This is a genomic window from Variovorax sp. Soil_C_12 (assembly GCF_057657375.1).
Genome location: NZ_JBDGIO010000019.1, coordinates 1 through 21,932 on the forward strand (window position 1 = coordinate 1; position 21,932 = coordinate 21,932).

22 protein-coding genes are annotated in these 21,932 nt (G+C 70.2%); 16 read left to right on the forward strand and 6 right to left on the reverse strand.

Annotated elements, in window-relative coordinates; translation table 11 throughout:
• Positions 1-27 precede the first annotated feature (27 nt).
• From AC3A6X_RS31820 to AC3A6X_RS31830, 3 genes are all read right to left on the reverse strand, one after another.
• On the reverse strand, positions 28-276 hold the full coding sequence (locus AC3A6X_RS31820; protein WP_487845928.1) for a hypothetical protein: 249 nt from the start codon (positions 274-276) through the stop codon (positions 28-30).
• Positions 269-985: a helix-turn-helix transcriptional regulator gene (locus AC3A6X_RS31825; RefSeq protein WP_487845929.1), complete on the reverse strand. Its 717-nt coding sequence runs from the start codon at positions 983-985 to the stop codon at positions 269-271. The genes AC3A6X_RS31820 and AC3A6X_RS31825 overlap by 8 nt, the downstream gene beginning before the upstream one ends.
• A 141-nt stretch (positions 986-1,126) precedes the next feature.
• A complete protein-coding gene (locus tag AC3A6X_RS31830; RefSeq protein ID WP_487845930.1) occupies positions 1,127-2,011 on the reverse strand; it encodes a hypothetical protein in 885 nt (294 codons plus the stop codon).
• Between the two features lie 190 nt (positions 2,012-2,201).
• Between AC3A6X_RS31830 and AC3A6X_RS31835 the strand changes: the two genes are divergently transcribed.
• The 4 genes from AC3A6X_RS31835 to AC3A6X_RS31850 all read left to right on the forward strand — a co-directional run bounded on the left by AC3A6X_RS31835 (position 2,202) and on the right by AC3A6X_RS31850 (position 4,818).
• Positions 2,202-2,546, forward strand: coding sequence for a hypothetical protein (locus tag AC3A6X_RS31835; protein WP_487845931.1), 345 nt, complete (start codon positions 2,202-2,204; stop codon positions 2,544-2,546).
• Positions 2,547-2,703: 157 nt separating this feature from the next.
• Positions 2,704-2,946: a hypothetical protein gene (locus AC3A6X_RS31840; RefSeq protein ID WP_487845932.1), complete on the forward strand. Its 243-nt coding sequence runs from the start codon at positions 2,704-2,706 to the stop codon at positions 2,944-2,946.
• A 262-nt stretch (positions 2,947-3,208) separates the two neighbouring features.
• Entirely contained in the window at positions 3,209-3,571 is a 363-nt protein-coding gene (locus tag AC3A6X_RS31845; RefSeq protein WP_487845933.1) for a YciI family protein, read from the forward strand.
• Positions 3,568-4,818 carry an RNA polymerase sigma factor gene (locus tag AC3A6X_RS31850; RefSeq protein WP_487845934.1) on the forward strand — a complete coding sequence of 417 codons (1,251 nt, stop codon included), beginning with the start codon at positions 3,568-3,570 and terminating at the stop codon, positions 4,816-4,818. Before AC3A6X_RS31845 ends, AC3A6X_RS31850 begins: the two co-directional genes overlap by 4 nt.
• Before the next feature lie 226 nt (positions 4,819-5,044).
• On the opposite strand, the gene AC3A6X_RS31855 is transcribed toward AC3A6X_RS31850, so the two are convergent.
• Positions 5,045-5,725, reverse strand: a complete 681-nt coding sequence (locus AC3A6X_RS31855) for a DUF3800 domain-containing protein (RefSeq protein ID WP_487845935.1) — start codon at positions 5,723-5,725, stop codon at positions 5,045-5,047.
• A gap of 184 nt (positions 5,726-5,909) precedes the next feature.
• Here AC3A6X_RS31855 and AC3A6X_RS31860 point away from each other — a divergent pair, with 184 nt between their 5' ends.
• The gene (locus AC3A6X_RS31860) at positions 5,910-8,468 is read left to right on the forward strand and encodes an ABC transporter permease (RefSeq protein WP_487845936.1); all 2,559 of its coding nucleotides are present in this window, start codon (positions 5,910-5,912) and stop codon (positions 8,466-8,468) included.
• Here AC3A6X_RS31860 and AC3A6X_RS31865 read toward each other — a convergent pair.
• A complete protein-coding gene (locus tag AC3A6X_RS31865; protein ID WP_487845937.1) occupies positions 8,452-9,027 on the reverse strand; it encodes a peroxiredoxin-like family protein in 576 nt (191 codons plus the stop codon). The two genes, AC3A6X_RS31860 and AC3A6X_RS31865, sit on opposite strands and share 17 nt — an antisense overlap.
• A 115-nt stretch (positions 9,028-9,142) precedes the next feature.
• Between AC3A6X_RS31865 and AC3A6X_RS31870 the strand changes: the two genes are divergently transcribed.
• The 5 genes from AC3A6X_RS31870 to AC3A6X_RS31890 all read left to right on the forward strand — a co-directional run bounded on the left by AC3A6X_RS31870 (position 9,143) and on the right by AC3A6X_RS31890 (position 16,594).
• Positions 9,143-9,772 carry a TetR/AcrR family transcriptional regulator gene (locus AC3A6X_RS31870; protein WP_487845938.1) on the forward strand — a complete coding sequence of 210 codons (630 nt, stop codon included), beginning with the start codon at positions 9,143-9,145 and terminating at the stop codon, positions 9,770-9,772.
• A gap of 41 nt (positions 9,773-9,813) precedes the next feature.
• Positions 9,814-10,881 (forward strand): PLP-dependent cysteine synthase family protein, encoded by a 1,068-nt coding sequence (locus AC3A6X_RS31875; RefSeq protein WP_487845939.1) that lies wholly within the window; start codon positions 9,814-9,816, stop codon positions 10,879-10,881.
• Between the two features lie 5 nt (positions 10,882-10,886).
• The gene (locus AC3A6X_RS31880) at positions 10,887-11,951 is read left to right on the forward strand and encodes a lipocalin-like domain-containing protein (RefSeq protein WP_487845940.1); all 1,065 of its coding nucleotides are present in this window, start codon (positions 10,887-10,889) and stop codon (positions 11,949-11,951) included.
• A 109-nt stretch (positions 11,952-12,060) separates the two neighbouring features.
• The gene (locus AC3A6X_RS31885) at positions 12,061-14,175 is read left to right on the forward strand and encodes a TonB-dependent siderophore receptor (RefSeq protein ID WP_487845941.1); all 2,115 of its coding nucleotides are present in this window, start codon (positions 12,061-12,063) and stop codon (positions 14,173-14,175) included.
• Positions 14,176-14,188: 13 nt separating this feature from the next.
• Positions 14,189-16,594, forward strand: coding sequence for a PepSY domain-containing protein (locus AC3A6X_RS31890; RefSeq protein WP_487845942.1), 2,406 nt, complete (start codon positions 14,189-14,191; stop codon positions 16,592-16,594).
• A 6-nt stretch (positions 16,595-16,600) separates the two neighbouring features.
• Here AC3A6X_RS31890 and AC3A6X_RS31895 read toward each other — a convergent pair whose 3' ends face one another.
• A complete protein-coding gene (locus AC3A6X_RS31895) occupies positions 16,601-17,176 on the reverse strand; it encodes an NnrU family protein (protein ID WP_487845943.1) in 576 nt (191 codons plus the stop codon).
• Positions 17,177-17,370: 194 nt separating this feature from the next.
• On the opposite strand from AC3A6X_RS31895, the gene AC3A6X_RS31900 reads away from it, so the two are divergent.
• From AC3A6X_RS31900 to AC3A6X_RS31925, 6 genes are read left to right on the forward strand one after another with little or no spacing between them, the layout of a single operon-like run.
• Entirely contained in the window at positions 17,371-17,724 is a 354-nt protein-coding gene (locus tag AC3A6X_RS31900) for a Zn-ribbon domain-containing OB-fold protein (protein WP_487845944.1), read from the forward strand.
• 20 nt (positions 17,725-17,744) lie between these two features.
• Positions 17,745-18,890 (forward strand): thiolase family protein, encoded by a 1,146-nt coding sequence (locus AC3A6X_RS31905; protein ID WP_487845945.1) that lies wholly within the window; start codon positions 17,745-17,747, stop codon positions 18,888-18,890.
• A gap of 2 nt (positions 18,891-18,892) precedes the next feature.
• Positions 18,893-19,657: an SDR family NAD(P)-dependent oxidoreductase gene (locus AC3A6X_RS31910; RefSeq protein ID WP_487845946.1), complete on the forward strand. Its 765-nt coding sequence runs from the start codon at positions 18,893-18,895 to the stop codon at positions 19,655-19,657.
• A 9-nt stretch (positions 19,658-19,666) separates the two neighbouring features.
• Complete coding sequence (locus AC3A6X_RS31915; protein WP_487845947.1) at positions 19,667-20,470, forward strand: enoyl-CoA hydratase/isomerase family protein; 804 nt, start codon at positions 19,667-19,669, stop codon at positions 20,468-20,470.
• A gap of 45 nt (positions 20,471-20,515) precedes the next feature.
• Entirely contained in the window at positions 20,516-21,502 is a 987-nt protein-coding gene (locus tag AC3A6X_RS31920; protein ID WP_487845948.1) for a tripartite tricarboxylate transporter substrate binding protein, read from the forward strand.
• A complete protein-coding gene (locus AC3A6X_RS31925; RefSeq protein WP_487845949.1) occupies positions 21,499-21,930 on the forward strand; it encodes a PaaI family thioesterase in 432 nt (143 codons plus the stop codon). Before AC3A6X_RS31920 ends, AC3A6X_RS31925 begins: the two co-directional genes overlap by 4 nt.
• The last annotated feature ends 2 nt before the right edge of the window (positions 21,931-21,932 follow it).

A 21,932-nucleotide genomic window follows, 5' to 3' on the forward strand; every position in this document is an offset into this window, starting at 1 on the left:
TTGATCTCACCGCCGCCTGAGCGGCTCCTATCCAACCTCCGCCGCAGTGAGAAGGGCGTGGTTCATTGACCGCTTACCCTGCAGCTGGCGCATCAAGGCCACCGTCTTGCCGAAGCCGGCCGGCGCGACAAGGAGCACCAGGCTCCGGCGAATCAGCGCCTCGCCAAGCCGGCGATCCAGGTCGGTGCGCTCGATCAGTCCGGCGCGAGGGCGGGGAAGCCGGATCTTTGCCGGCGCGAGCGTGTGGGAATGGATCGCAGTGGGTTCGTCAAGCACGCCGTTGCTCCTGGTACCACGCGGCGGCTGCGCCTCGTGACGACAGATCGAGCCGGTCCAGAATTCGCGCCACATGGCGCTTGACGGTGTGCGGGCTCAGATCCAGGCTCCGGGCGATCAGCTTGTTGCTCTGCCCTGCGGCGAGGAAGCTCAGGACTTCGATCTCCCGTGTGCTGAGCCGTGGCTCGCCTTCAACGGCGTCGCGTCCTTCATGGGCCTCGGATCGCCACTGTTTCGCCAGCGCCGCCAAGCGTTCGAGCGCTGCGACCCCCGTCGCCGGCGCAGCCGCGCCCCATCGGGCCTGCGCCACCTCGGCAAGAAGCGTCGCGTCCACGGCCGCAGCCTGGCGCCCGGCCCACGCCGTGATGTTCGTGCGCCAGTCCGCGTGAATGGCCGACGTGAGCATGGTGGACATGAGGGCCTGGCTTCCCGTCCGCACGCCCTCCTTGTCCCCGCGGATCGCGTCGAAGGCCACGGCAGCGCCGAGCAAAGGCACCCGCAGGCTCCTGGGCTGGCCAAGCCAGCGGCTTTGCGCCTTCACGCGCTCGATGGCTGCGCGCGCAGACTCGCGATGGCCACGCCACAAGAGCAGCCAGGTGTCGAGCACGGTTGCCGCCGCCTCCAGCGGCTGACTGGTATCGCGGGCCGCTGCGAGCGCACCCTCCACGAAGCGGCGCATCGGGCCTGCAACGCCCGGCCGGCCGATCATGATGTAGAGCCGCGGGATGCATCGGTGCCAGAGCTGCGCCGACGCCCCCTTGCATCAGGAGATCCACCATTCTTCCCAGATGTTCGGCCGGACCCGTGGAGGGGCCGTAGATCCCTGTGCGCCAGTACCCGAAAAGCTCGATCAGGGCTGCCGTCTCGGGCACGCCAGGATCGGCAGGGATCGCCAGCGCACGGCTGTCCGCCTCTTCGAGCCGCCCCAGTCCGGCGGCATTTTGTCCAGCACCTCGGCAGCCAGGTAGTCGAAAAGACGCCGCCGGCTCCAGCGAGCGTCCGGTGAACCCGAGCCCGCGCCGGCGGGCGTGCCCAGGCTCAGGGACACCCCGGCAGCCCAGCCCGCGGTGAGCTCGAGCAGGCGCAGGGCGGCCTCGCCGCTGGCGTCCGCGCCCGACGCGCCGCACAGAAGCTGTATCTCGTTCTGATCGAAGCTGAGGTCCGACTGCCGGAACTCCGCCAATTCGCGCCGCGCCCGCAGCCGTGCCAGCGGGAGAGGCGGGTCGTTGCGCGACGCGATCGCCAGCGTCCAGTTCTCGGGCAGCCCGGCCAGCAGCATCCCCAGAAGCTCGAAGACCCGAATGTCCGTGACGGCATGAAGATCGTCCAGCGCGATCACGCCATGCGCGACGGGAATGGCGGCGAGCACCCCGAGCAATTCGTCGGCGCCGGCGCGCAGGCTGGCCCCTCCCGCGAGCTGGTTCGCCAGCGCCTCGGGCGCCGTGCGCCAAGGCGGATCGCAGGGCTCCAGGGATTCCGCCAGGCAGACCAGGAAACGCTGGAGGTCGTCTTCTTCGTCGGCCGTCATCCAGATGGCCGCGCAGTCTTCGGGCAGGCGCCGGAACTGCCGCGACAGGGCCGCGGTCTTGCCGTAACCCGCTGGCGCGATCAGCAGGACGAGCCGGCGGGTAGCCAGCGCCGTGCCCATGCGCCGCTCCAGCTCGCCGCGCTCGATCAGTCCGGCGCGAAATCGCGGCGGCTGGATCTTGGTCTGAGCAAAAGTCGCACGCTGCATCGTTCCTCCGGCGCGAGACCGGACTATAGGGCCAAGGACACCCCTGCGGAACCGGCCCATTGGCTCGCCATTGGCTCTCGATTGGCCTAGGCACCCGGCCCTGGACGGGGAACACTGGCACCGGACCAATAAGAGTATCCGGACGCGCCCCGCGATGACGGGGCACGCGCCAGTCACCCAGTTTCAAATCATGCATGTCATCGACCACTCCACCCTGCCTCGACTCCACGCCGAAGGGCGGCAGCGCTTTGCCGCGGCCCATCGGGGCCTGGGTTTTGCGCCTTTCGAGCTCTGGATGGAAGTCCTCGAGATCGACGCACGCGTCGACCTCCAGCCCATCGAATGTGCTCGGGTCGTGCTGCTGCTCACCGGCCACGGCAAGCTCGTGGTCGACGGCGCGGCCCAACGCTTTCACGCCCCCTGCAGCCTGGTGCTGCCCGCCGGGATCGACAGCCAGGTGGTCAATATCGGCGCCGAGCTCATGCAGTTCGTGATGGGTTTCACGCCGGCCGCTGCGGTAGCACCACCGGCTTGAGCCTCGGCCCGGACCATGGCCCTTCGACCTTGGCCCTCCGCCTAGGCCGAACTGGCTCCTCTGGTCGATGTGCCGAAAAGCTGAAAACCAAATACTTCGATCATGCGCAGGAAAGAGGTGAATCGCTCTCCCAGCGCCCCACTGATCGGAGATTGTCATGAGCTCAGCCGCTGCCACTTCGCTGGATAACCTGCATTCCGGCCTTCAGCCCCTGCATCACCTGGCGCCCAAGAGGGCCCGCATCTCTGCCTCCCTGCAATCCGTGTTACGCCAATCCGCCGCGCGGTCTGTCGAGATCTGGCACAAGCTCTCGCGCAAGACCCAGATCCTGCTTGTCGCCCTGTCAATGACCTTCTCCAGCTTCGGTCTGTCGATGATCGTGGCAACCCTCTCGCGTTGATGCTCAGGGCCAGCGAGCCGGGTGACTGCCCGGCGGCATCGAAGGCCACCGCAAGGCGACCGGCGTTCGGGCCAACCGTGCACTGAGCCGCATGCTCCGGAGCTCGCCGAACCAGAGCATCCTGGACGCGTTGATCGAAGCCGGACTCGACCCGCTCCACTTTTTTGCGTCCCATCGCGCACAGGCTGTCGAAATGCCGGGCTGGCAGACGTCATGGGCATGAGCGATCTTGCTCGACATACTCTCTTCCCGGAGGTTCCCCATGCAATACATGCTGATGTTCTACCAACCCCAATCCGAGTTCGACCAGCGCGACGAGGCCAAGGCGCAGGCCTATCGCGCGAGCTGGATGGACTACGTGGGCGCAGTGCGCCAGTCCGGCATCGTGCAAAGCGGCCACGGCCTGCACCCGCCGATGACCGGCACCACGCTGCGCGTGCGCGGCGACAAGCGCCAGGTGCAGCAGGACGGCCCCTTCGCCGACACCAAGGAGCAGTTGGGCGGCTACTTCGTGATCGAGGTGCCGGACCTCGACGCCGCGCTCGAATGGGCTGCGCGCGCCCCCTGTGCGACCACCGGCGGCGTGGAGGTGCGCCCGGTGTTCACCGCGCCGACCGAGATGTGAGCACCGCGCCCCTCCCCCGCGCGCAGGAAGCGCACGCGGCGGCCGAGCGGGCCGCGCGCCAGTCCTATGGCCGGCTGGTCGCGATCCTCTCGGCGCGCACGCGCGACATCGCCGCCTCGGAGGACGCACTGGCCGATGCCTTCGCCCGTGCGCTGGAGCGCTGGCCCGCCGAGGGCATCCCGCGCCAGCCCGAGGCCTGGCTTCTCAGCGTGGCGCGCAACCGCGTGCTCGACGCCTGGCGCCACAGCCGCGTGCAGGACGAGGCCGGGCAGACGCTGCTGACCGTGGCCGACGAGTTCGCGGCCGACGCGAGCGGCGGCGAGGCAGTGCCGGACGAGCGGCTGCGCCTCTTCTTCGTCTGCGCGCATCCGGCCATCGACGCTGCGGCGCGCGCGCCGCTGATGCTGCAGACCGTGCTCGGCCTCGACGCGTCGCGCATGGCCGGCGCCTTCCTCGTTGCCCCGGCCACGCTGGGCCAGCGCCTGGTGCGGGCCAAGGCCCGCATCCGCGCGGCGCGCATCCCCTTCGAATTCCCACGCGCGCAGGATCTGCCGCAACGCCTGCAGGATGTGCTCGACGGCATCTATGCGGCCTACGGCACCGGCTGGGACGACATCGACGGCGCCGACAGCGCACAGCGCGGCCTGACGGGCGAGGCCATCGATCTGTGCCGCATCCTCTGCGGGCTGATGCCGCGGGAGCCCGAGCCGCTGGGCCTGCTGGCGCTGATGCTGTTCTGCGAAAGCCGCACCGCGGCACGGCGCGACGAGTCCGGCGCGTATGTGCCGCTCGATGTGCAGGACAGCCGGCGCTGGGACCTCGGCATGCACGCGCGGGCCGAGGAGGCGCTGCAACGCGCGGCCGGCCTGCGCGCGCTGGGCGCCTACCAGATGGAGGCGGCGATCCAGTCCGCGCACTGCGCGCGGCGCCTGGGCGCGCCGGTCCCGGCCGAGGCCGTGCTCGCGCTCTACGACGGGCTGGTCGCCTTGCGGCCCTCCATCGGCGCGCACGTCAGCCGGGCCTGTGCGCTGGCGCGGGCCGAAGGGCCGGCCGCCGGGCTGCGCGCGCTGGATGCCTTGGCGACGGGCGAGGCCGCGAGCTATCAGCCTTATTGGGCCGCACGGGCGCACCTATTGGGCGCAAGCGGCGAACGCGAGGGGGCGCGCCAGGCGTATGGTCGTGCGGCGGGGCTCAGCGCCAGTGTGGCAGTACGCGCCTACCTGTCGACGCAGGCCGAGCGGCTTTGAGCTGCGCCTCGATCTCGTCGAGCGCGCTCGCCAGTGTGGCGAGGAGGCGGTCCATGTTCGGGTTGTTCGCCGAGCGCCTGCGTACTGCGGCGTGCAATGCAGCGAGGATGCGCTGGGACTCGTCCAGCTCCACCAAAAGGGCATCGGCGGTGGGGGCGGTGGGGAGTGTTCGATCTTGTTCGGGCATGCCGGCCGGAGCATAGGCGTGGTGCGGATGCGGTGCCTCCTACTGTTTGAGGATGCTCGGGCGGCCGATCTCCGGCCGACTCCCTGCGGATGTGTGCATGGCGCCACGCCCAACGAGGATTCTTGTACCCACCGATCCGTGGTCACCGGCGAAGAACTTGCCCGCCAGCACATCATAGGCGCGGTTCGCCTGGCCCTTTCTCACCACCGACAACCCGATAGGCCGCGCCGTCAGGTCAGCCAGCTGGAGGCCTTCCGAATTGGTCCGCTTGTCGGCGACCACCAGCTTGAACGGGAATGTCCTGCGGCCGCGATTGTCCCCGTCACAAACGCGCCGGAAGTCCAGTTCAAGCTCCGCATCCTCAGCAGCGCCGCGTGCTTCGCAGACTACGTGGGTGGTGCTTTCCGTCACGCCCTTCTTCAACAGGAAATGTCGCAAGCGCTCCAGGCCGAACTGCAGCGCCAAGCGATAGGGGTGGTCGGATCGCTGTACTTGGCCTTGTGCGCAGGCTTGTTGATCACCACGGCGATCAGCGTGAATTCGCACGCGCCTATCAGATCGGTCAGCTGTTCCATGAACTGTGCGCGCTGCTCGATGGTGAGCGTGCCGAAGATGCCCTTGCGGCGCCCTATGTCGTTCTCGTGCAGCACCACCATGTCGTGCCCGAAGATTTCGAAGTTCGGCCGGCGAATCGCAGGCGTCGGCACCTCGGCGTAGCACTGCTTCGTGAAGATGCAGAACGACAGCACGAACACGGGGTACTGGCGTCGATCGAGGTCAGGCTGTGGTCGCCGCTCTCATCGACGAAGACGATGAAGTCGCTGTACTGGGTGGACATTCGGGGATTGTGCCGGCCCTTGGCTACCGCTGAGCCCAGCACCAGGAGCGAGCAGAATCGAACTCGATGCGCGCCCTTCTCCGCACCTTCTCCTGGCAAGAACTCCGCCACCACCCCTGGCGCAGCGCCGCGGCCGTGCTGGCGGTGATGCTGGGCGTGGCGCTGGCCTTCTCGGTGCACCTGATCAACGCTTCGGCGCTGGACGAGTTCTCGAGCGCGGTGCGCTCGGTCAACGGCCAGCCCGACCTGGAGCTGCGCGCCGCGCAAGGCAGCTTCGACGAATCCCTGTTCGCCGGCGTCGCGCAGCTGCCGCAGGTGCAACTCGCCAGCCCCGTGCTGGAGACCCAGGCCGCGGCGGCCCTGCCCGGCGATGCGCGCCGGCTGCCGCTGCGCGTGCTCGGCGTCGATGCGCTGCTGCTGCCCTCGATCGCGCCCGCGTTGATGCCCAGGCCGGCCGCCGATGCCGACCGCTTCGCCCTGATGGCGCCGGACACGGTGTTCCTCAACGCGGCCGCGCGCAACGCGCTCGGCGAAGGCGCGACGCGGCTGCAGCTGCGCATCGGCACGGAAACGCGCGAGCTGCGCATCTCCGGCCAGATCGCGGCCGGCGGCGCCCCACTGGCGGTGATGGACATCGGCGCCGCGCAGGACCTGTTCGGCCGCGCCGGCCAGCTCACGCGCATCGACCTGCGGCTTGCGCCGGGCACCGACCGCACGGCCTTCATGCGCACGCTGCGCGAATCGCCGGGCTGGCCTTCGAAGCTGCAGATCGCCGAGCCCGGCGATGCGGCCGAGCGCGTGAGCAATCTCTCGCGCGCCTACCGCGTCAACCTCACGGTGCTGGCGCTGGTGGCGCTGTTCACCGGCGCCTTCCTGGTGTTCTCGGTGCTGGCGCTCAGCGTCGCCAAGCGTGCCCAGCAGTTCGCGCTGCTGGGCGTGCTGGGCCTCACGCCGCGGGAGCGCCTGCGGCTGGTGCTGGTCGAGTCGCTGGCGCTGGGCCTGATCGGCAGCATCGCAGGGCTCGCGCTCGGCACCGCGCTCGCCGCCTTCGGCCTGCGGGTGTTGGGCGGCGACCTCGGCGGCGGCTACTTCGAGGGCGTGGCGCCAACCCTGCGCTGGCGCTGGGGGCCGGCCCTGCTCTACGGCGGCCTCGGGTTGCTGGCCGCGGCGGTGGGCGGCTGGTGGCCGGCGCGCGCGGCGCAGGCGCTGCCCGAGGCGCAGACGCTCAAGGGCCTTGGCGCTGCGCACGCCGAAGGCGGCGCGCACAAGCTGGCCCTGCTGCTGATCGCTGCCGGCATCGCGCTGGCCACGGCGCCCGCGGTCTTCGGCATTCCGATCGCGGCCTACCTCTCGGTGGGCTTCCTGCTGGTGGGCGGCATCGCGGCCCTGCCGTGGCTGATCGCGCTGCTCTACGACCGGCTGGCGCCCGCGTTCGCGCGGCGTGTGCTGCCCATGCTGGCGATCGAGCGCGCACGGCGCATGCGCGCCACCGCGGCGGTGGCCGTCAGCGGCGTGGTCGCGAGCCTGAGCCTGGCGGTGGCGCTCACGGTGATGGTGGCGAGCTTTCGCGAGTCGGTGACGCAGTGGCTCGACGTAGTGCTGCCGGCCGATCTGTACGTGCGCAGCGCGAGCGGCGGCGGTGGCGGCTCCGTCGGCGGCGAGCAGGCAGCCTTCACGCCGGCCTTCGTGCAAGCGCTGGCGGCGCTGCCGGGCGTGACGCGCACCGGCACGCTGCGCACACGAGCGCTGCTGCTCGATCCGACGCGGCCCTCGGTGACGCTGATCTCGCGCAGCCTGGACGACAACGATGCCTCGCGCTCGCTGCCCCTGCTCGGCGTGGCACTGCCCGTGCCGGCGGATGCGATCGGCATCTACGTGAGCGAGGCCATGGTCGAGCTCTACGGCGCCAAGCCCGGCACGCGCTTCGAGCCGCTGGAGCGCGCCTTCGGTGGCGGCACCCGTTTCTTCGTGGCCGGCGTGTGGCGCGACTACGTGCGGCAGTTCGGCGCCATCACGGTGCATGCGCGCGACTTCGAGCGCCTCACCGGCGACCGCAGCGTGAGCGACGTCGCGCTGTGGCTGGCCCCGGGCGCGAACGAGGCGCAGGTCCAGCAGGCCGTGCGCGCGCTGGCCGCGCGCGAGCTCGGCACGGCCGATGCGGTCGAGATCGCCTCCGTCGGCCAGCTGCGCGCGACCTCGCTGCGCATCTTCGACCGCAGCTTCGCGGTCACCTACTGGCTGCAGGCGGTGGCCATCGGCATCGGGCTGTTCGGCATTGCGGCCAGCTTCAGCGCGCAGGTGCTGGCGCGCCGCAAGGAGTTCGGGCTGCTCGCGCACCTGGGCTTCACGCGGGCGCAGGTGCTGGCGGTGGTGGCCGGCGAAGGCGCGGCCTGGACCGCGATCGGCGCGGCGGCCGGCCTGGGCCTGGGCCTTGCGGTCGCGGTGGTGCTGGTGCACGTGGTCAACCCGCAGAGCTTTCACTGGACCATGGACCTGCTCGTGCCCTGGGCCCGCCTGGCCGCGCTGTGCGCCGCGGTGGTGGCGGCCGGCACCGTCACCGCCTGGCTGGCCGGGCGGGCGGCGGCCTCGCGCGACGCGGTGCTGGCGGTCAAGGAAGATTGGTGAGCGCATCGCGCCGCGCGGATGCAGCCGGGCATGCGTCGCCGGCGAGGCGTAGCAGCTCTTCGACTTCCCAGTGGTCGTCCGCGTGCAGGCCGTACTTGCAGGCAAGCACGCGGCCTTGCGCATCGATCAGGAAGTCCGCCGGCAGGCCCAGGATGCCGTTCTCGGCCTTGCGGTAGAAGCGACCGGTTGCCAGCACCCAGCGCATGCCGCTCCAGAACACGCCGGGGTGGAAAAGCGCGCGCCATGATGTTTCCACCCCGTAGGCGCGGTAATGCTTCTTGTCGGGATCCGCAATGCAATCGAAGGGCAACTGGGCCTGGTGCTCGAGCATCTCCTCGCGCGAGGAATGAAAGAACACCAGTTGCCGGATGCCGGCAGCGGCGATCTCGGCCTGGCGCAGCGCCATGCTCCTCAGATGGAAGTTGCAGACGGGACAGCCGGCAAAGCGGCGGAACTGCAGGTGCGTGTAGCGCCCTTGCGCTGCGGGCACGCGAACGCTCCTGCCGGAGATCGCCTGGGCTTCGAATGCGGGCGCGGCGCGCCCCGGAGCGAGTTTCATGAGCATCTCTTTCCCGGCCCGGTCGAGGGCCGATGATCGGGTTCTTCCATTAAACGTACGGTGTACGTGTTTGACTATAATCACGCATCCGATACCGTGTCAACGAGGAAGAGAGATGGGACGACCGGCGAAGTTCACGCATGCACAACTGCAGACCGCGGCCCTGCGGTTGCTCGACACGCAGGGGCTCGCCGGCCTGTCGATGCGCTCGCTGGCCGCCGAGCTCGGCACCGGTGCGATGACGCTCTACAACTACGTGCCGCAGCGCGAAGGGCTCGACCTGCTCGTGATCGAGGCGGTGATCGCCGAGGTGCATTGGGACCGCGACGCCTTCGCGGACTGGAAGGGCGAGGTGCGCGCGATCGCTTCCGCCCTCTGGCGGGCGGTGCGGGCCCACCCGAATGCCATCCCGCTGATCCTCACCCGCCGCAGCCGGGCGCCGGCGATGTTCGAGGTCACGGAAGCGCTGCTGGCCGCCCTGTCGCGCAGCGGCCGGTCGGGCGCGGACCTGCTGGTCGCCTTCCGGGCCGTGTCGGCGCTGGTGATGGGCCTGGCCCAAGCCGAGCTGGCCGGCCCTCTTTCCCTGCAGGCCATGGAGTCGGCCGAGGACACGATCGCCCGATTCCGGGCGCTCCCGGCCGACCGCTTCCCGCACCTGATCGACATCGCATCCGCCGCGCTTCGAAGCACGCCGGAGCAGGAGTTCCAGGCCAGCCTGGACTTGCTGCTCGCGGGCTTTTCATGAGCGGTTTGGGTCATTGGCACCGGACTTATAAACTCGAGCGCGTGACGCATACTTCTTCCGACAGCCCCTGGCTCTCCGGCGCCATCCGCCGCATCGAGGCCGACTACCAGCGCAGCGCCGACACCCACCTGATCCCGCTGCCGCTGCCGGGCTTCGCGGCGCACGGCATCGAGCTCTACCTCAAGGACGAATCGACCCACCCGACCGGCAGCCTCAAGCACCGGCTGGCACGCTCGCTCTTTCTCTACGCGCTGTGCAACGGCTGGGTCTGCGAGGGCACGACCATCGTCGAGGCCTCGAGCGGCTCGACCGCGGTGAGCGAGGCCTACTTCGCGCGCCTGCTGGGCCTGCCCTTCATCGCGGTGATGCCGAGGAGCACCTCGCCCGAGAAGATTGCGCAGATCGACTTCTACGGCGGCCGCTGCCACTTCGTCGAGCACGCGGCGCAGGTCTACGACGAGGCCCGCGCGCTGGCACAGCGCGAAGGCGGCCACTACATGGACCAGTTCACCTACGCCGAGCGCGCCACCGACTGGCGCGGCAACAACAACATCGCCGAGAGCATGTTCCAGCAGATGGCGCACGAGCGGCATCCGGTGCCGGCCTGGATCGTGGTGGGCGCCGGCACCGGCGGCACCAGCGCGACCATCGGGCGCTATGTGCGCTACCGCTGCCACGACACGCAGATCTGCGTGGCCGACCCCGAAGGCTCGGTGTTCGCGGCCTACCACCGCAGCGGCGACGCGACGCTGACGGCGCCGGGCTCGCGCATCGAGGGCATCGGCCGCCCGCGGGTGGAGCCCAGCTTCATCCCCTCGCTGGTGGACCGCATGATCGAGGTGCCCAACGTCGAATCGGTCGCCGCGATGCGCGTGCTCTCGCGCCTGCTGGGCCGCAAGGTCGGGCCCTCTACCGGCACCAACTTCATCGGCATGCTGGCGCTGGCGGGCGAGATGCGCGCGGCCGGGCGGCCGGGCTCCATCCTCTCGCTGCTGTGCGATGCCGGCGAACGCTACCTGCCGAGCTACCACGACGCCGGCTGGGTGGCGCAGAACTTCGGCGACTGCAGCGCGGCCGAGCAGCGCCTGCAGTCAGCGCTCGCGGGCTGAAGCGCATGGGCGTGCAGCACGGACTGCTGTCGCGGCGCGCCCTGCTCGCCATGACGGCGCTGGCGATGCCGGCCGCGTGGTCGCTGCCCCTGCGCACGCTGCAGTTTCCGCGCGACTTCGGCAGCCATCCCGAGCTGCGCACCGAGTGGTGGTACATCACCGGGCACGCCCGCTCGGGCACGCGCGAGTTCGGCTTCCAGCTCACCTTCTTCCGCGCGCGCGTCGATGCCACGCAGCAGATGCGCTCGGCCTTCGCGGCACGCCAGCTGATCTTTGCGCACGCGGCCATCACCGACCTCGAGGGGCGCAAGCTCTGGCACGACCAGCGCATCGCGCGTGCGGGCTTCGGCATCGCGTCGGCTGCCGAAGGAGACACCGACGTCCGGTTGCGCAACTGGACGCTCAAGCGCAATGCCGACGGCTACGCGGCCCACCTGCCGGCCGAGGGCTTCGCGCTGGACCTGCGCTTTGCGCCGACCCAGCCCGTGCTGCTGCAAGGCAAGGACGGCCTGTCGCGCAAGGGCCCGGACGCCGAACAGGCCAGCTACTACTACAGCGAACCACAGCTGGCGGCGCAGGGCCGCTTGAGCCTTCAGGGCCGCGGCTTCGAGGTGCAGGGCCGCGCATGGCTGGACCACGAGTGGAGCGAGGCCTACCTGCATCCCGATGCGTCGGGCTGGGACTGGATCGGCATGAACCTCGACGACGGCGGCGCGCTGATGGCCTTCCGCATCCGCCGGCGCGACGGCTCGGCCCTGTGGTTCGGCGGCGCGCTGCGCAGTGCGGACGGCCGGCAGCGCGTGTTCGGCGCCGATGAAGTCCGCTTCGAAGGCGCCAGGCCCTGGACCAGCCCGCGCACCCGCGCCGTCTATCCGCTGCGCTGGCGCATCGCCACGCCCTCGGGCGCCTTCACCGTGCAGGCGCTGCTCGACGACCAGGAGCTCGACAGCCGCGGCTCGACCGGCGGCGTCTACTGGGAGGGCCTGAGCGAGCTGCTCGACGACAGCGGCCGGCGCATCGGGCGCGGCTATCTGGAAATGACGGGGTATGCGCAGCCGTTGCGGATGTAGCAGAGGCGAGAAAATGAGAATAGCTCTCATTTGATCACCTACAATCCCGCGTCCCTCTCCTCGATACGAACACCGTCGCCCGGGCCCGGCCCGTCGGCCCGGCGATCCCATGCACAAGTTCTTCGTTGCGATGCCGCTCGCGCTGGCGGCCCAGCTCGCCTGCGCGCAGGCCACCTCTTCCACCCCCGCTGCCGGCGGCGAGCTCGGCGCGGTGACCGTCCAGTCCGAGCGCAGCAGCGGCTTCGTCGCCAACACCGTCGAGGCCGGCACCTTCCGCGGGGCCAGCATCATGGACGTGCCGGCCACCGTCAACACGGTGACGCGCGAGGTCATCGAGCTGCAGGGCGCCACCGGCATCTACGACGTGCTGCGCAACACGGCCGGCGTCACGCGCCAGCAGAACGGCGGCGACACCTTCGACCAGCTGGTGATCCGCGGCATCGCGGTCGAGAACCGCACCAACTTCCGGCTCAACGGCTCGCTCGCGATCCCCAACGTGTCCGAGATCCCGCTGGAGAACAAGGAGCGGGTCGAGGTGCTCAAGGGCGCCTCGGCGCTCTACTACGGCTTCACCTCGCCGGCCGGCGTGATCAACCTCGTGACCAAGCGCGCGGGCAGCACGCCCGTCACCTCGATCGGCACCAGCTTCGACGACCAGGGCACGGTGCAGGGCTTCGTCGACCTGGGCCGGCAGTTCGGCGAGCAGAACCAGTACGGCCTGCGCATCAACGCGGCCGGCGGGCAGCTCGGCTCGACCATCGACGGCGTGGACGGCAACCGCAAGTTCCTGTCGGCCGCCTTCGACTGGCGCATCAACAGCCGGCTCACGCTCAAGGCCGACCTGGAGTACTACCGCAAGAGCATCGTCGAGCTGGCCGGCATCACGCGCCTGGCGGCCGTCAACGGCGTGATCCCGCTGCCGGCGCTGCCCGACCCGCACAAGCTGATCGGCCCGCCGTGGGCCGTGTTCGAGGCCGAGGTCAAGAACACCCAGCTGCGCGCCGACTATTCGCTCAGCGACAACTGGGCGCTGATGGTGGAGGCCGGCCATTCCGAGGCCCAGCGCGACCGGCGCCTGGCGATGTTCAGCAACTACAACGTGCGCACCGGCGCCGGCCGCATCACCGGCAACGTGCAGCACCTGGAGCAGAGCTCCGACCTGCTGCGCACCGAGCTGTACGGCACCTTTGCGACCGGCGCCGTGCAGCACGAGCTCACCCTGGGCGCGGCGCGCAGCGACAAGAGCCAGGACCCGATCTTCCAGCGCAACTACGGCGGCGCCACCACGGCGCAGAACCTGTACTTCCCGCGCGCGATCGGCTTCCTGCCGCTCACGGCGCTGCCCACGCAGCCCACCACCGGCGCGCAGGACAGCCGGGAGCTGGGCCTGTACGCACTCGACCGCATCAGCTTCTCGCCCGCATGGCAGCTGGTGGCGGGCGTGCGGCACACGCGCTTCGAGAGCACGCAGTTCGCCAGCGCCACGCTGCCGCAGATCGACTACGACGTGAAGAAGACCACGCCGCTGGCGGCGCTGAGCTACAAGTTCACGCCCGATCTGATGGCCTATGTCTCCTATGCCGAGGGCGTGGAGGAAGGCGAAGTCGCACCCGCCGGCACCGCGAACCAGAACAACCGCATGCCACCGGGCATCAGCAAGCAGAAGGAAGCCGGGCTGCGCTGGCTCACCGGCACGGGCACGCTGCTGTCGGCCGCGCTCTTCGACATCGAGCGGCCCGGCGCCTACACCAACAGCGCCAACACCTTCGTGGCCGACGGCCGCCAGCGCTACCGCGGCCTCGAGCTCTCGGCGCAGGGGCAGCTGACGCGGCAGTTGGCCTGGCAACTCTCGGCCCAGACGCTGGATGCGGAGTTCCGCGACATCAACGCCCAGTACAACGGCAAGATGCCCGAGAACACCGCCAAGCACACGGCCAGCGCCTTCCTTTCCTACGACATCGCGGCGGTGCCGGGGCTTTCGGTCAACGGCGGCGCCTACTACACCGGCAAGCGCCCGATCGACGACCTGAACCAGGGCTTCATCGGCGGCTACACGATCTTCGCGGCCGGCGCGCGCTACGTCACGAAGCTCTTCGGCAAGCGCACGCTGTGGCAGCTCAACATCGACAACCTGGGCGACAAGCGCTACTGGTCGGCGGCAGGCACGCGGCTGGCGGTGGGCGTTCCGCGCACGATCAAGGCGACCGTCAAGGTCGACCTCTGAGGGCGGGCGCAGCATGGCTCTTCTGCGACGCGCCTGGTTCCAGATCCACTGGTTCATCGGCATCACGGCCGGATCGGTGCTGCTGGTCATCGGCCTGAGCGGCGCCATCCTTTCCTTCCGCGCCGAGATCACCGACCTGATCGATCCGGCCCTGCGCCGCGTGCCGCATGCGGCCGATGCCCAGCCGCTGGCCCCGGCCGAGATGCTGGACCGGCTGCAGGCCGCGCCAGGCGGGCGGCGCGTGGCGACGCTGACGCTGTTCGCGGACGCAAGCCGCCCGGTGCGCGTGAACTTCGCGCCACCGCCCGGCGAGCGCCGCGGCGAGACGCGCCTGGCCGATCCCTACAGCGCCGCCCTCCTGCCCGAGCCCCGCGCCGAAGCCTTCTTCGAGTTCGTCGAAAGCCTGCACCGCTGGTTGCTGATGCCGCGCGACACCGGCAAGTCGGTCACGGGCACCCTGGCCGCGGGGCTGCTGGTGCTCGCACTGTCGGGCCTGTACCTGCGCTGGCCGCGCCGGCCGCTCGCGTGGCGCAACTGGCTGCGGCTGGACTTCGCACTCACGGGCCGCGCCTTCCTGTGGAACCTCCACGCTGTGGCGGGCACCGTCGCGCTGCTCGCCTACCTGGTGTCCGCCTCCACGGGGATCTATTGGGGCTTCGACGCAGTGCGCACGCTGATCGACGATGCCGCCGGCGAAGGCCGCACCGTGCGCACGCAGCGCATGCAGGGCGCGCCCGGCGCGCCGGTCCGGCTCGACCTGCAGCGCGTATGGCGCTCCTTCCAGCAAACGACCTCGGGCGACTGGAGCCAGGTCACGCTGCGCCTGCCCGCGCGCAATGCCTCGCAGGTCGAGGCCACTTACCTGCGCGCCGAGCCCGAGCATGAGCGCGCGCGCAACCGGCTCTATCTGCACGCCGCCACGGGCGAGGCGACGCAGCACGAGCGCTATGCCGACAAGCCGCTGGGCGGCCGTCTCGTCAACAGCATCTACCCCCTGCACATGGGCACCTACTGGGGCCTGCCGGGCCGCATCGTGATGACGCTCAGCGCCCTGGCCCTGGCGCTGTTCGCGATCACCGGGTGGATGCTGTACCTGGGCCGCCGCCGCACGAAGCGTGCGGTGCGCGCGGAGCGTGCCCGCCTGGGCCCGGCCCCCGTGCAAGGCGGTGAGCAGGTGCTGATCGCCTTCGCCACGCAGACCGGCCACGCCGAGCGCGTCGCCCTGCAGACCGCCGCCGCGCTGCGCTCGGCCGGCGTCGGCACGGTCGTCAAGACCCTGTCCGACTTGAGCGTCGATGCGCTGCTGCACTTCCGCAAGGTGCTGTGGGTGGTCAGCACCTTCGGCGACGGCGATCCGCCCGACGCGGCGCGCGCCTTCGCGCGCAGGTTCGCGCAGCAGGCGGGTCCGCAGCTGCGGCATGTGCACTACGGCGTGCTCGCGCTCGGCGACTGGCACTACGCCACCTTCTGCGGCTTCGGCCGCAAGCTCGACCACGACCTGCGCAGCCAGGGCGCGCAGGCGCTGTTCCCGATGGTGGAGGTCGACAACGGCAACCTGGAGGCGATGGGCCGCTGGCAGCGCGCGATCGCCGATGCCTTCGACCTGCGCATCGACACCTGGCAGGCGCTGCAGCAGTCCGCGCCTTCCGAACGCGCCTTCGAAGCCTGGCAACTCGTGCGCCGCAGCCTGCTCAACGAAGGCAGCCAGGGCGATCCGCTCTTCGAGATCGAGCTTCGCTCCACGCGCGAACGAAGCTGGGCGCCGGGTGCGCTGGTCGAGGTGCTGCCGCGCCATCCGGACGGCGGCGCGCAGCCGCCGCTCGCGCCGCGCAGCTACTCGGTCGCGTCGATTCCTGCCGATGGCTGCGTCCAGCTGCTGGTGCGGCAGGCCCGGCATGACAACGGCCTGGGCCTCGCCTCCGGCTGGCTCACCGCGCACGCGCCGCTCGGCGCGGACATCGAGATGCGGCTGGTCGCCAACCCGGGCTTTGGGCCGGCGGAAGAGGACCGGCCCTGCATCTTCATCGGCAACGGCTCCGGCTTCGCGGGCCTGCGCTCCCACCTGCGCGAACGCACGCGGCGTGGCCACGGCCGCAACTGGCTGGTGTACGGCGAGCGCCAGTCCGCGCACGACGCGATCGGCGCGGACGAGATCGCGCAATGGCAGGCGTCGGGCCTGCTGGCGCGCGCCGACCTCGTCTACTCGCGCGACCAGGCGCAGCGCGTCTACGTTCAGGACCGCCTGCGCGAGGCGGCCGGCGAGCTGCGGCGCTGGCTCGCCGAAGGCGCCGTGGTGTACGTGTGCGGCAGCCTCGAAGGCATGGCGCCCGGCGTGGACGCGGCGCTGAGCGAGGTGCTGGGCGCGCAAGGCCTGGACGCGCTGATCGCGCAGGGCCGTTATCGGCGCGACGTCTACTGACGCGACCTAACCCAGCAGTGGCACGCCGGTCAGCCACCCGTGCCCCCAGAACAGAAGGCCGGCGTAGACCACCAGGCCACCCGCGAGCGCCGCGATGTCATTGACCGTGCTCGGCGGGGCTCCAGGCACTCTGCGCGGCACGGCGCGGCGTCCAACGGAAATCCGATCGGCCACGGCCCAGACGAGGAAGCCGCCGAACAGGAGCAGGTCGGCCAGCGTGCCATTGGCCAGCAGGTGCGCCGCAGCCCAGAACATCACGGCCAGCAGCATCGGATGCCTGGCCGCTCGCTGCAGGCGCCCGGGCAGGTACGCCGCGAACAGCAGCGGAAACACCGGCAGCATCAGCAGCATCGCGACATGGCGCAGCGCGGGCGGCGGCGCGTAGAGCACCAGCGGGGCCTGGCGGGCGACGCCGTAGCCATGGATGAGCAGGACCAGGGCTGCGAGCGAGACCAGGGCGTAGAGGCCCTTCCAGAGCTTTTCCCCGCGGCGTTCGATCTGCCTCTCTCGCCAGGCCGGGGCGACGATCGACACGGAATGAATGCCGAGGAACAGGATGAGGCCAAGGACAAGAAGAGACATGGACGTTCTCCGTGCGGCACTTGCGCTGCCACATTCTGGCAGCAGCGCCTGGCGCGCATCGCGGCCATCGGCGTGCTTGCGTTTTTCTCAACCGTAATCCCCGCGAATATCGTTTGAGCATTCGGGCCCGAAAGCCAAAACTCCACTCATCCCACCGGCTTCGTGCCGGCTTCCTTGAGAACCAGGAGACCCTTGTGCCCGAGCTTTCGTACCCCCTGTGGAGCACCGCTCCCGAACCCGCCCTTCTCGCCTCGCGCGACCTCGCCGGCGGCGAGCTGGTCTTTCCCGCGCTGCCGCCCGCCTCGCCTCTCGCGGACCGGCATGAGAGCGTCGCCCTCGATGCCGTCGGCGAGGTCTACAGCTACACGGTGATCCACCCGAGCGCCAAGAGCGGCGAGGCGCCCTACGCGCTCGGCTATGTCGATTTCCCCGGCCCGGTGCGCATCTTCGGGCGGCTCTGCGGCAAGCCACGGCCTGCCATCGGCGAGCGCTATGCCGCCCGTCCCGACGAACGATTCGGCTACGTCTTCGTGGCCGTCGAGCACTGAACCATCTTCAAGGAGACAACATGCAGGACATCCACATCACCGGCGGCGCGATGACGCCCTTCGGCCGCCACCCCGGCGTCTTGGCGCCCGAACTCGCGCAGCAAGCCATCCTGAAGGCCATGGACGACGCAGGCGTCACCCCGGACCAGATCCAGGCCATCTACTGCGCCAACGTCCTCGGCGGCATGATCCTCGGGCAACTGATCGTGCGCGACCTGGGCTTTGCCGGCATCCCGGTCTACAACGTCGAGAACGCCTGCGCGAGCGGCGCCACCGGCGTCCATCTGGCGCGCCACGCGCTGCTCGCGCAGCAGTACGACACCGTGCTGGTCTTCGGCATCGAGCAGCTCACGGCACTGGGCGGCGGCACCATCCCGCTGCAGCGCAACGATCACAAGACCGAGCTCTATGCGAAGGCCGGCATGGTGCTGCCGGCGGTGTACGCGATGCGCGGCACGCGCTTCCTGCACGAGCGCGACGCGACGCCGGCCGACCTGGCCGCCGTCGCGGTGAAGAACCGCCACAACGGCTCGCTCAACGAATACGCGCAGCAGCGCACCGAAACCACGGTCGAAGAAGTGCTGGCCTCGCGCATGATCGCCGACCCGCTGACGCTCCTGCAGTGCTGTCCCTCGCAGGTGGACGGCGCGGCGGCCGTGGTGCTGAGCACGCGCCCCGGCAAGAAGCAGAAGCCGGTGAAGGTGCTGTCTTCGGTCGTCGTCTCCGGCATCCGCGAAGAAGCCGACGACGACATCCTCGATGCCGAGATCACGGCCCGCGCCGCACGCCAGGCCTACGAGCAGGCCGGCCTGGGCCCGCAGGACGTGAACGTGGTGGAACTGCACGACGCCTTCACCATCGCCGAGCTGCTGTACTACGAGGCGCTGGGCCTGGCGCCGCGCGGCGAGGCGGTGCCGCTGCTGCGCTCCGGCGCGACCCGCCTGGGCGGCCGCGTGCCGGTCAACCCGAGCGGCGGCCTGCTGGCCAAGGGCCATCCACTGGGCGCCACCGGCGTGGCGCAGATGGTGGAGCTGATGTGGCACCTGCAGGGCCGCGCCGGCGCACGCCAGGTGGCGGGTGCGCGCATCGGGCTGGCGCAATGCACAGGCGGCGGCATTGCCGGCGTCGATCACGCGGCCTCCTCCGTCCATCTCCTGGGAGTTTGAGCATGACTGCTGCACGATTCGAATCCGGCCAGGTGGCCGTGGTGACGGGCGCCGCCCGCGGCATCGGCTTCGGCATTGCGAAGCGCCTGGCGCAGGAAGGCCTGACCGTGGCGCTGCTGGACCGCGACGCGACGGCCCTGGCCGATGCGCTCGCCTCGCTGGCCCGCGAGGACTTCCAGGCCATCGGCGTGACCGTCGACCTGACGGACTCCGCGGCGGTCAACCGGGCGATGGCAGAGGTCGTCGAGAAGGCCGGCCGCATCGACCACCTCGTCAACAACGCCGGCGCGGTGCGCGACATGCGCTTTTTGAAGATGAGCGACGAGGACTGGGACCTGGTCATCGACACCAACCTGCGCTCGCAGTTCTTGTGCTGCCGCGCAGTGCTGCCGGGAATGATCGAGCGCGGCCACGGGCGCATCGTCAACATCTCCTCGCGCGCCTGGCTGGGCGGCTTCGGCCAGGCCAACTACTCGGCGGCCAAGGGCGGCGTGGTGAGCCTGACGCGCTCGCTGGCCATCGAGTTTGCCTCCCAGGGCGTGACGGTGAACGCCGTGGCGCCGGGCATCGTCGACACGCCGCTGTTCCGCAACTTCGCGCCCGAGGTCCAGGCACGGCTCCAGGGCTCCGTGCCGGTGAAGCGCATCGGCACGGCGCAGGACATTGCCAACGCGGTCGTGTTCTTCCTCGACCCCCAGTCGTCGTATGTGACGGGGCAGACGCTGTACGTGTGCGGCGGCCGCAGCCTCTCTTCCCCAAGCGTGTGAGGTGACGCCATGAACATCCGATTCGAGACCCACGGTGCGGTCGCGGTGCTGACCATCGACCGGCAGCAAGCGCTCAACGCCCTGAGCGTGGAGGCGCTGCGCGAGTTGCGCACGCACCTGGCGGAAGTGCGCGACCGCAGCGAGCTGCGCGCCGCCATCATCACCGGCGCCGGCGAGCGCGCCTTCTGCGCGGGCGCCGACCTGAAGGGCACGCAGAGCTCGCCGGCGAGCTATGCGCAAGCGGTCTTCCGGAGCACAGAACGGTCTGCGGACCTGGGCCTGTACATCCGCCTGATGGACCTCACGGACCTGTGCGTCTGGAAGCCTGTCATCGCGGCGGTGAATGGGCACTGCCTCGGAGCCGGCCTCGAGATCGCGCTGCAGTGCGACCTGCGCATCGCCTCCTCCAGCGCCAGCTTCGGGCTGCCGGAAGCGAAGGTGGGATCGATCCCCGCCGTGTCCGGCCTGCATCGCCTGCTGAAGGCGGTCCCTTCGGCGCATGCCATGCAGATGGCCCTGACCGGCGAGCGCATCGCTGCCGCCGAAGCGGAGCGCATCGGCCTGGTGACCCAGGTGGTGGAGCCCCAGGCACTGATGGACCGCGCGCTTGCGCTCGCGCAGACCGTGGCCGCCAACGCGCCGCTGGCGGTGCAGGCCATCAAGAAGCTGTCGCGCCAGACCCAGCACCTGAGCGAGGCCGACGCGCAGCAGCTCACCGAGCTCTACTGGGGCGTGCTGCGCGACACCGAAGACCGCCTCGAAGGCCGCAAGGCCTTTGCCGAGAAGCGCTCCCCTGCCTACACCGGCCGCTGAGGCTGCCGCCGGTTCGCCCATTCGCTTATTCCAAGGAGACAGAGCATGAACACCCCCACCCGCCGCCACGCCCTCGTGGCGCTGGCCGCATCCATGGCCGCGCTGGCCCTGCCGGCCGCGGCGCAGGCCGAGTTCCCGAAGCAGAAGCCGATCACGCTGGTCGTGCCCTTCGCCCCCGGCGGCGGCAACGACATCCTGGCCCGCGCCATCGCGCCGCGCATGAGCCAGCTGCTGGGCCAGACCATCGTCATCGACAACCGGCCCGGCGCCGGCGGCAACCTCGGCACCGAGCTGGTCTCGCGGGCCGCGCCCGACGGGTACACACTCGTCATCGCGTCGAGCCAGGTGACGATGAACCCCTTCCTCGACATGAGGGTGCCGTTTCGCATCGAGCGCGACTTCGAGCCTGTCGGCCTGCTGGGCTCGGTGCCCATCGTGCTGGTCGCGAACACGCAGGAGCCGTACAAGACGCTGCCGGAGTTCATCGCCTACGCGAAGGCCAACCCGGGCAAGCTGAACTACAGCAGTCCCGGCAACGGCACGCCGCAGCACCTGGCCGGCGAGGTCTTCGCGAAGCTCAACAAGACCGAGATGCTGCACGTGCCCTACCGCGGCACGGGCCCGTCGATCACCGACCTCATCGCCGGGCAGGTGCAGGTCTCCTTCGCGACCTATGCCTCGGTGGCGCAGCACGTCCAGGCCGGCAAGCTGCGCGCGCTGGGCGTGGCGGGCCAGAAGCGCACGGCCCTCATGCCCGAGCTGCCCACCTTCGGCGACGCCGGCATGAAAGGCTACGACGCCAGCCTCTGGTACAGCCTGCTGGCGCCGGCGAGGACGCCGGCTGCGGTGGTACACAAGCTGAACGAGGCGATGGTGGCCGCGTTGAAGGACCCGGCCGTGGCCAAGCAGATTGCCAACCAGGGCTTCGAGGTGCAGAGTTCGACGCCGGCGGAGCTCAAGGACTACATCGGCAAGGAGCTCAAGCGCTGGGAGCGGGTGATCCACGACAACGGCATCAAGGTGTCGCTGTGAGCGCCGGGGGATTCGCCGACGCACCGGGCGGCGCCGACAACCCGCTGCTCGAGTACCTCGGCATCGTGCTGGTGGAGGTGGGCGCGGGCCATGCCACCTTCCAGATCGAGGTCGACGCGCGCCACTTGAACCGCCAGGGCAGCCTGCAGGGCGGCGTCGCGGCGACCCTGCTGGACGCGGCCTGCGGCTATGCCGGCCTCGCCGCGCGAGAGGGCGAGGCGATGGGCCAGGCCGTCACGGTGTCGCTTGCCATCAACTACCTCCGCCGAGCCGGCCCCGGCCGCCTGCGCGCCACCGGCAAGGTCACGAAGACGGGGCGCAGCCTCTACTTTTCATCGGGCGAGCTGCTCACCGAATCGGGCGAGCTGGTCGCCACCGCACAAGGCGCCTTCAAGCGCAGCCCCACACCTTCTTCCCCTGGAGCCTGACC

What these genes read in the sequence shown, in the direction of transcription:
- AC3A6X_RS31845 (WP_487845933.1), top strand. Translation starts at nt 3,209, where the DNA reads ATGCAATACATGCTGATGTTCTACCAACCCCAATCCGAGTTCGACCAG.
- AC3A6X_RS31860 (WP_487845936.1), top strand. Translation starts at nt 5,910, where the DNA reads ATGCGCGCCCTTCTCCGCACCTTCTCCTGGCAAGAACTCCGCCACCAC.
- AC3A6X_RS31885 (WP_487845941.1), top strand. Translation starts at nt 12,061, where the DNA reads ATGCACAAGTTCTTCGTTGCGATGCCGCTCGCGCTGGCGGCCCAGCTC.
- AC3A6X_RS31880 (WP_487845940.1), top strand. Translation starts at nt 10,887, where the DNA reads ATGGGCGTGCAGCACGGACTGCTGTCGCGGCGCGCCCTGCTCGCCATG.
- AC3A6X_RS31920 (WP_487845948.1), top strand. Translation starts at nt 20,516, where the DNA reads ATGAACACCCCCACCCGCCGCCACGCCCTCGTGGCGCTGGCCGCATCC.
- AC3A6X_RS31830 (WP_487845930.1), bottom strand. Translation starts at nt 2,011, where the DNA reads ATGCAGCGTGCGACTTTTGCTCAGACCAAGATCCAGCCGCCGCGATTT.
- AC3A6X_RS31840 (WP_487845932.1), top strand. Translation starts at nt 2,704, where the DNA reads ATGAGCTCAGCCGCTGCCACTTCGCTGGATAACCTGCATTCCGGCCTT.
- AC3A6X_RS31870 (WP_487845938.1), top strand. Translation starts at nt 9,143, where the DNA reads ATGGGACGACCGGCGAAGTTCACGCATGCACAACTGCAGACCGCGGCC.
- AC3A6X_RS31895 (WP_487845943.1), bottom strand. Translation starts at nt 17,176, where the DNA reads ATGTCTCTTCTTGTCCTTGGCCTCATCCTGTTCCTCGGCATTCATTCC.
- AC3A6X_RS31825 (WP_487845929.1), bottom strand. Translation starts at nt 985, where the DNA reads ATGATCGGCCGGCCGGGCGTTGCAGGCCCGATGCGCCGCTTCGTGGAG.
- AC3A6X_RS31835 (WP_487845931.1), top strand. Translation starts at nt 2,202, where the DNA reads ATGCATGTCATCGACCACTCCACCCTGCCTCGACTCCACGCCGAAGGG.
- AC3A6X_RS31890 (WP_487845942.1), top strand. Translation starts at nt 14,189, where the DNA reads ATGGCTCTTCTGCGACGCGCCTGGTTCCAGATCCACTGGTTCATCGGC.
- AC3A6X_RS31905 (WP_487845945.1), top strand. Translation starts at nt 17,745, where the DNA reads ATGCAGGACATCCACATCACCGGCGGCGCGATGACGCCCTTCGGCCGC.
- AC3A6X_RS31910 (WP_487845946.1), top strand. Translation starts at nt 18,893, where the DNA reads ATGACTGCTGCACGATTCGAATCCGGCCAGGTGGCCGTGGTGACGGGC.
- AC3A6X_RS31865 (WP_487845937.1), bottom strand. Translation starts at nt 9,027, where the DNA reads ATGAAACTCGCTCCGGGGCGCGCCGCGCCCGCATTCGAAGCCCAGGCG.
- AC3A6X_RS31915 (WP_487845947.1), top strand. Translation starts at nt 19,667, where the DNA reads ATGAACATCCGATTCGAGACCCACGGTGCGGTCGCGGTGCTGACCATC.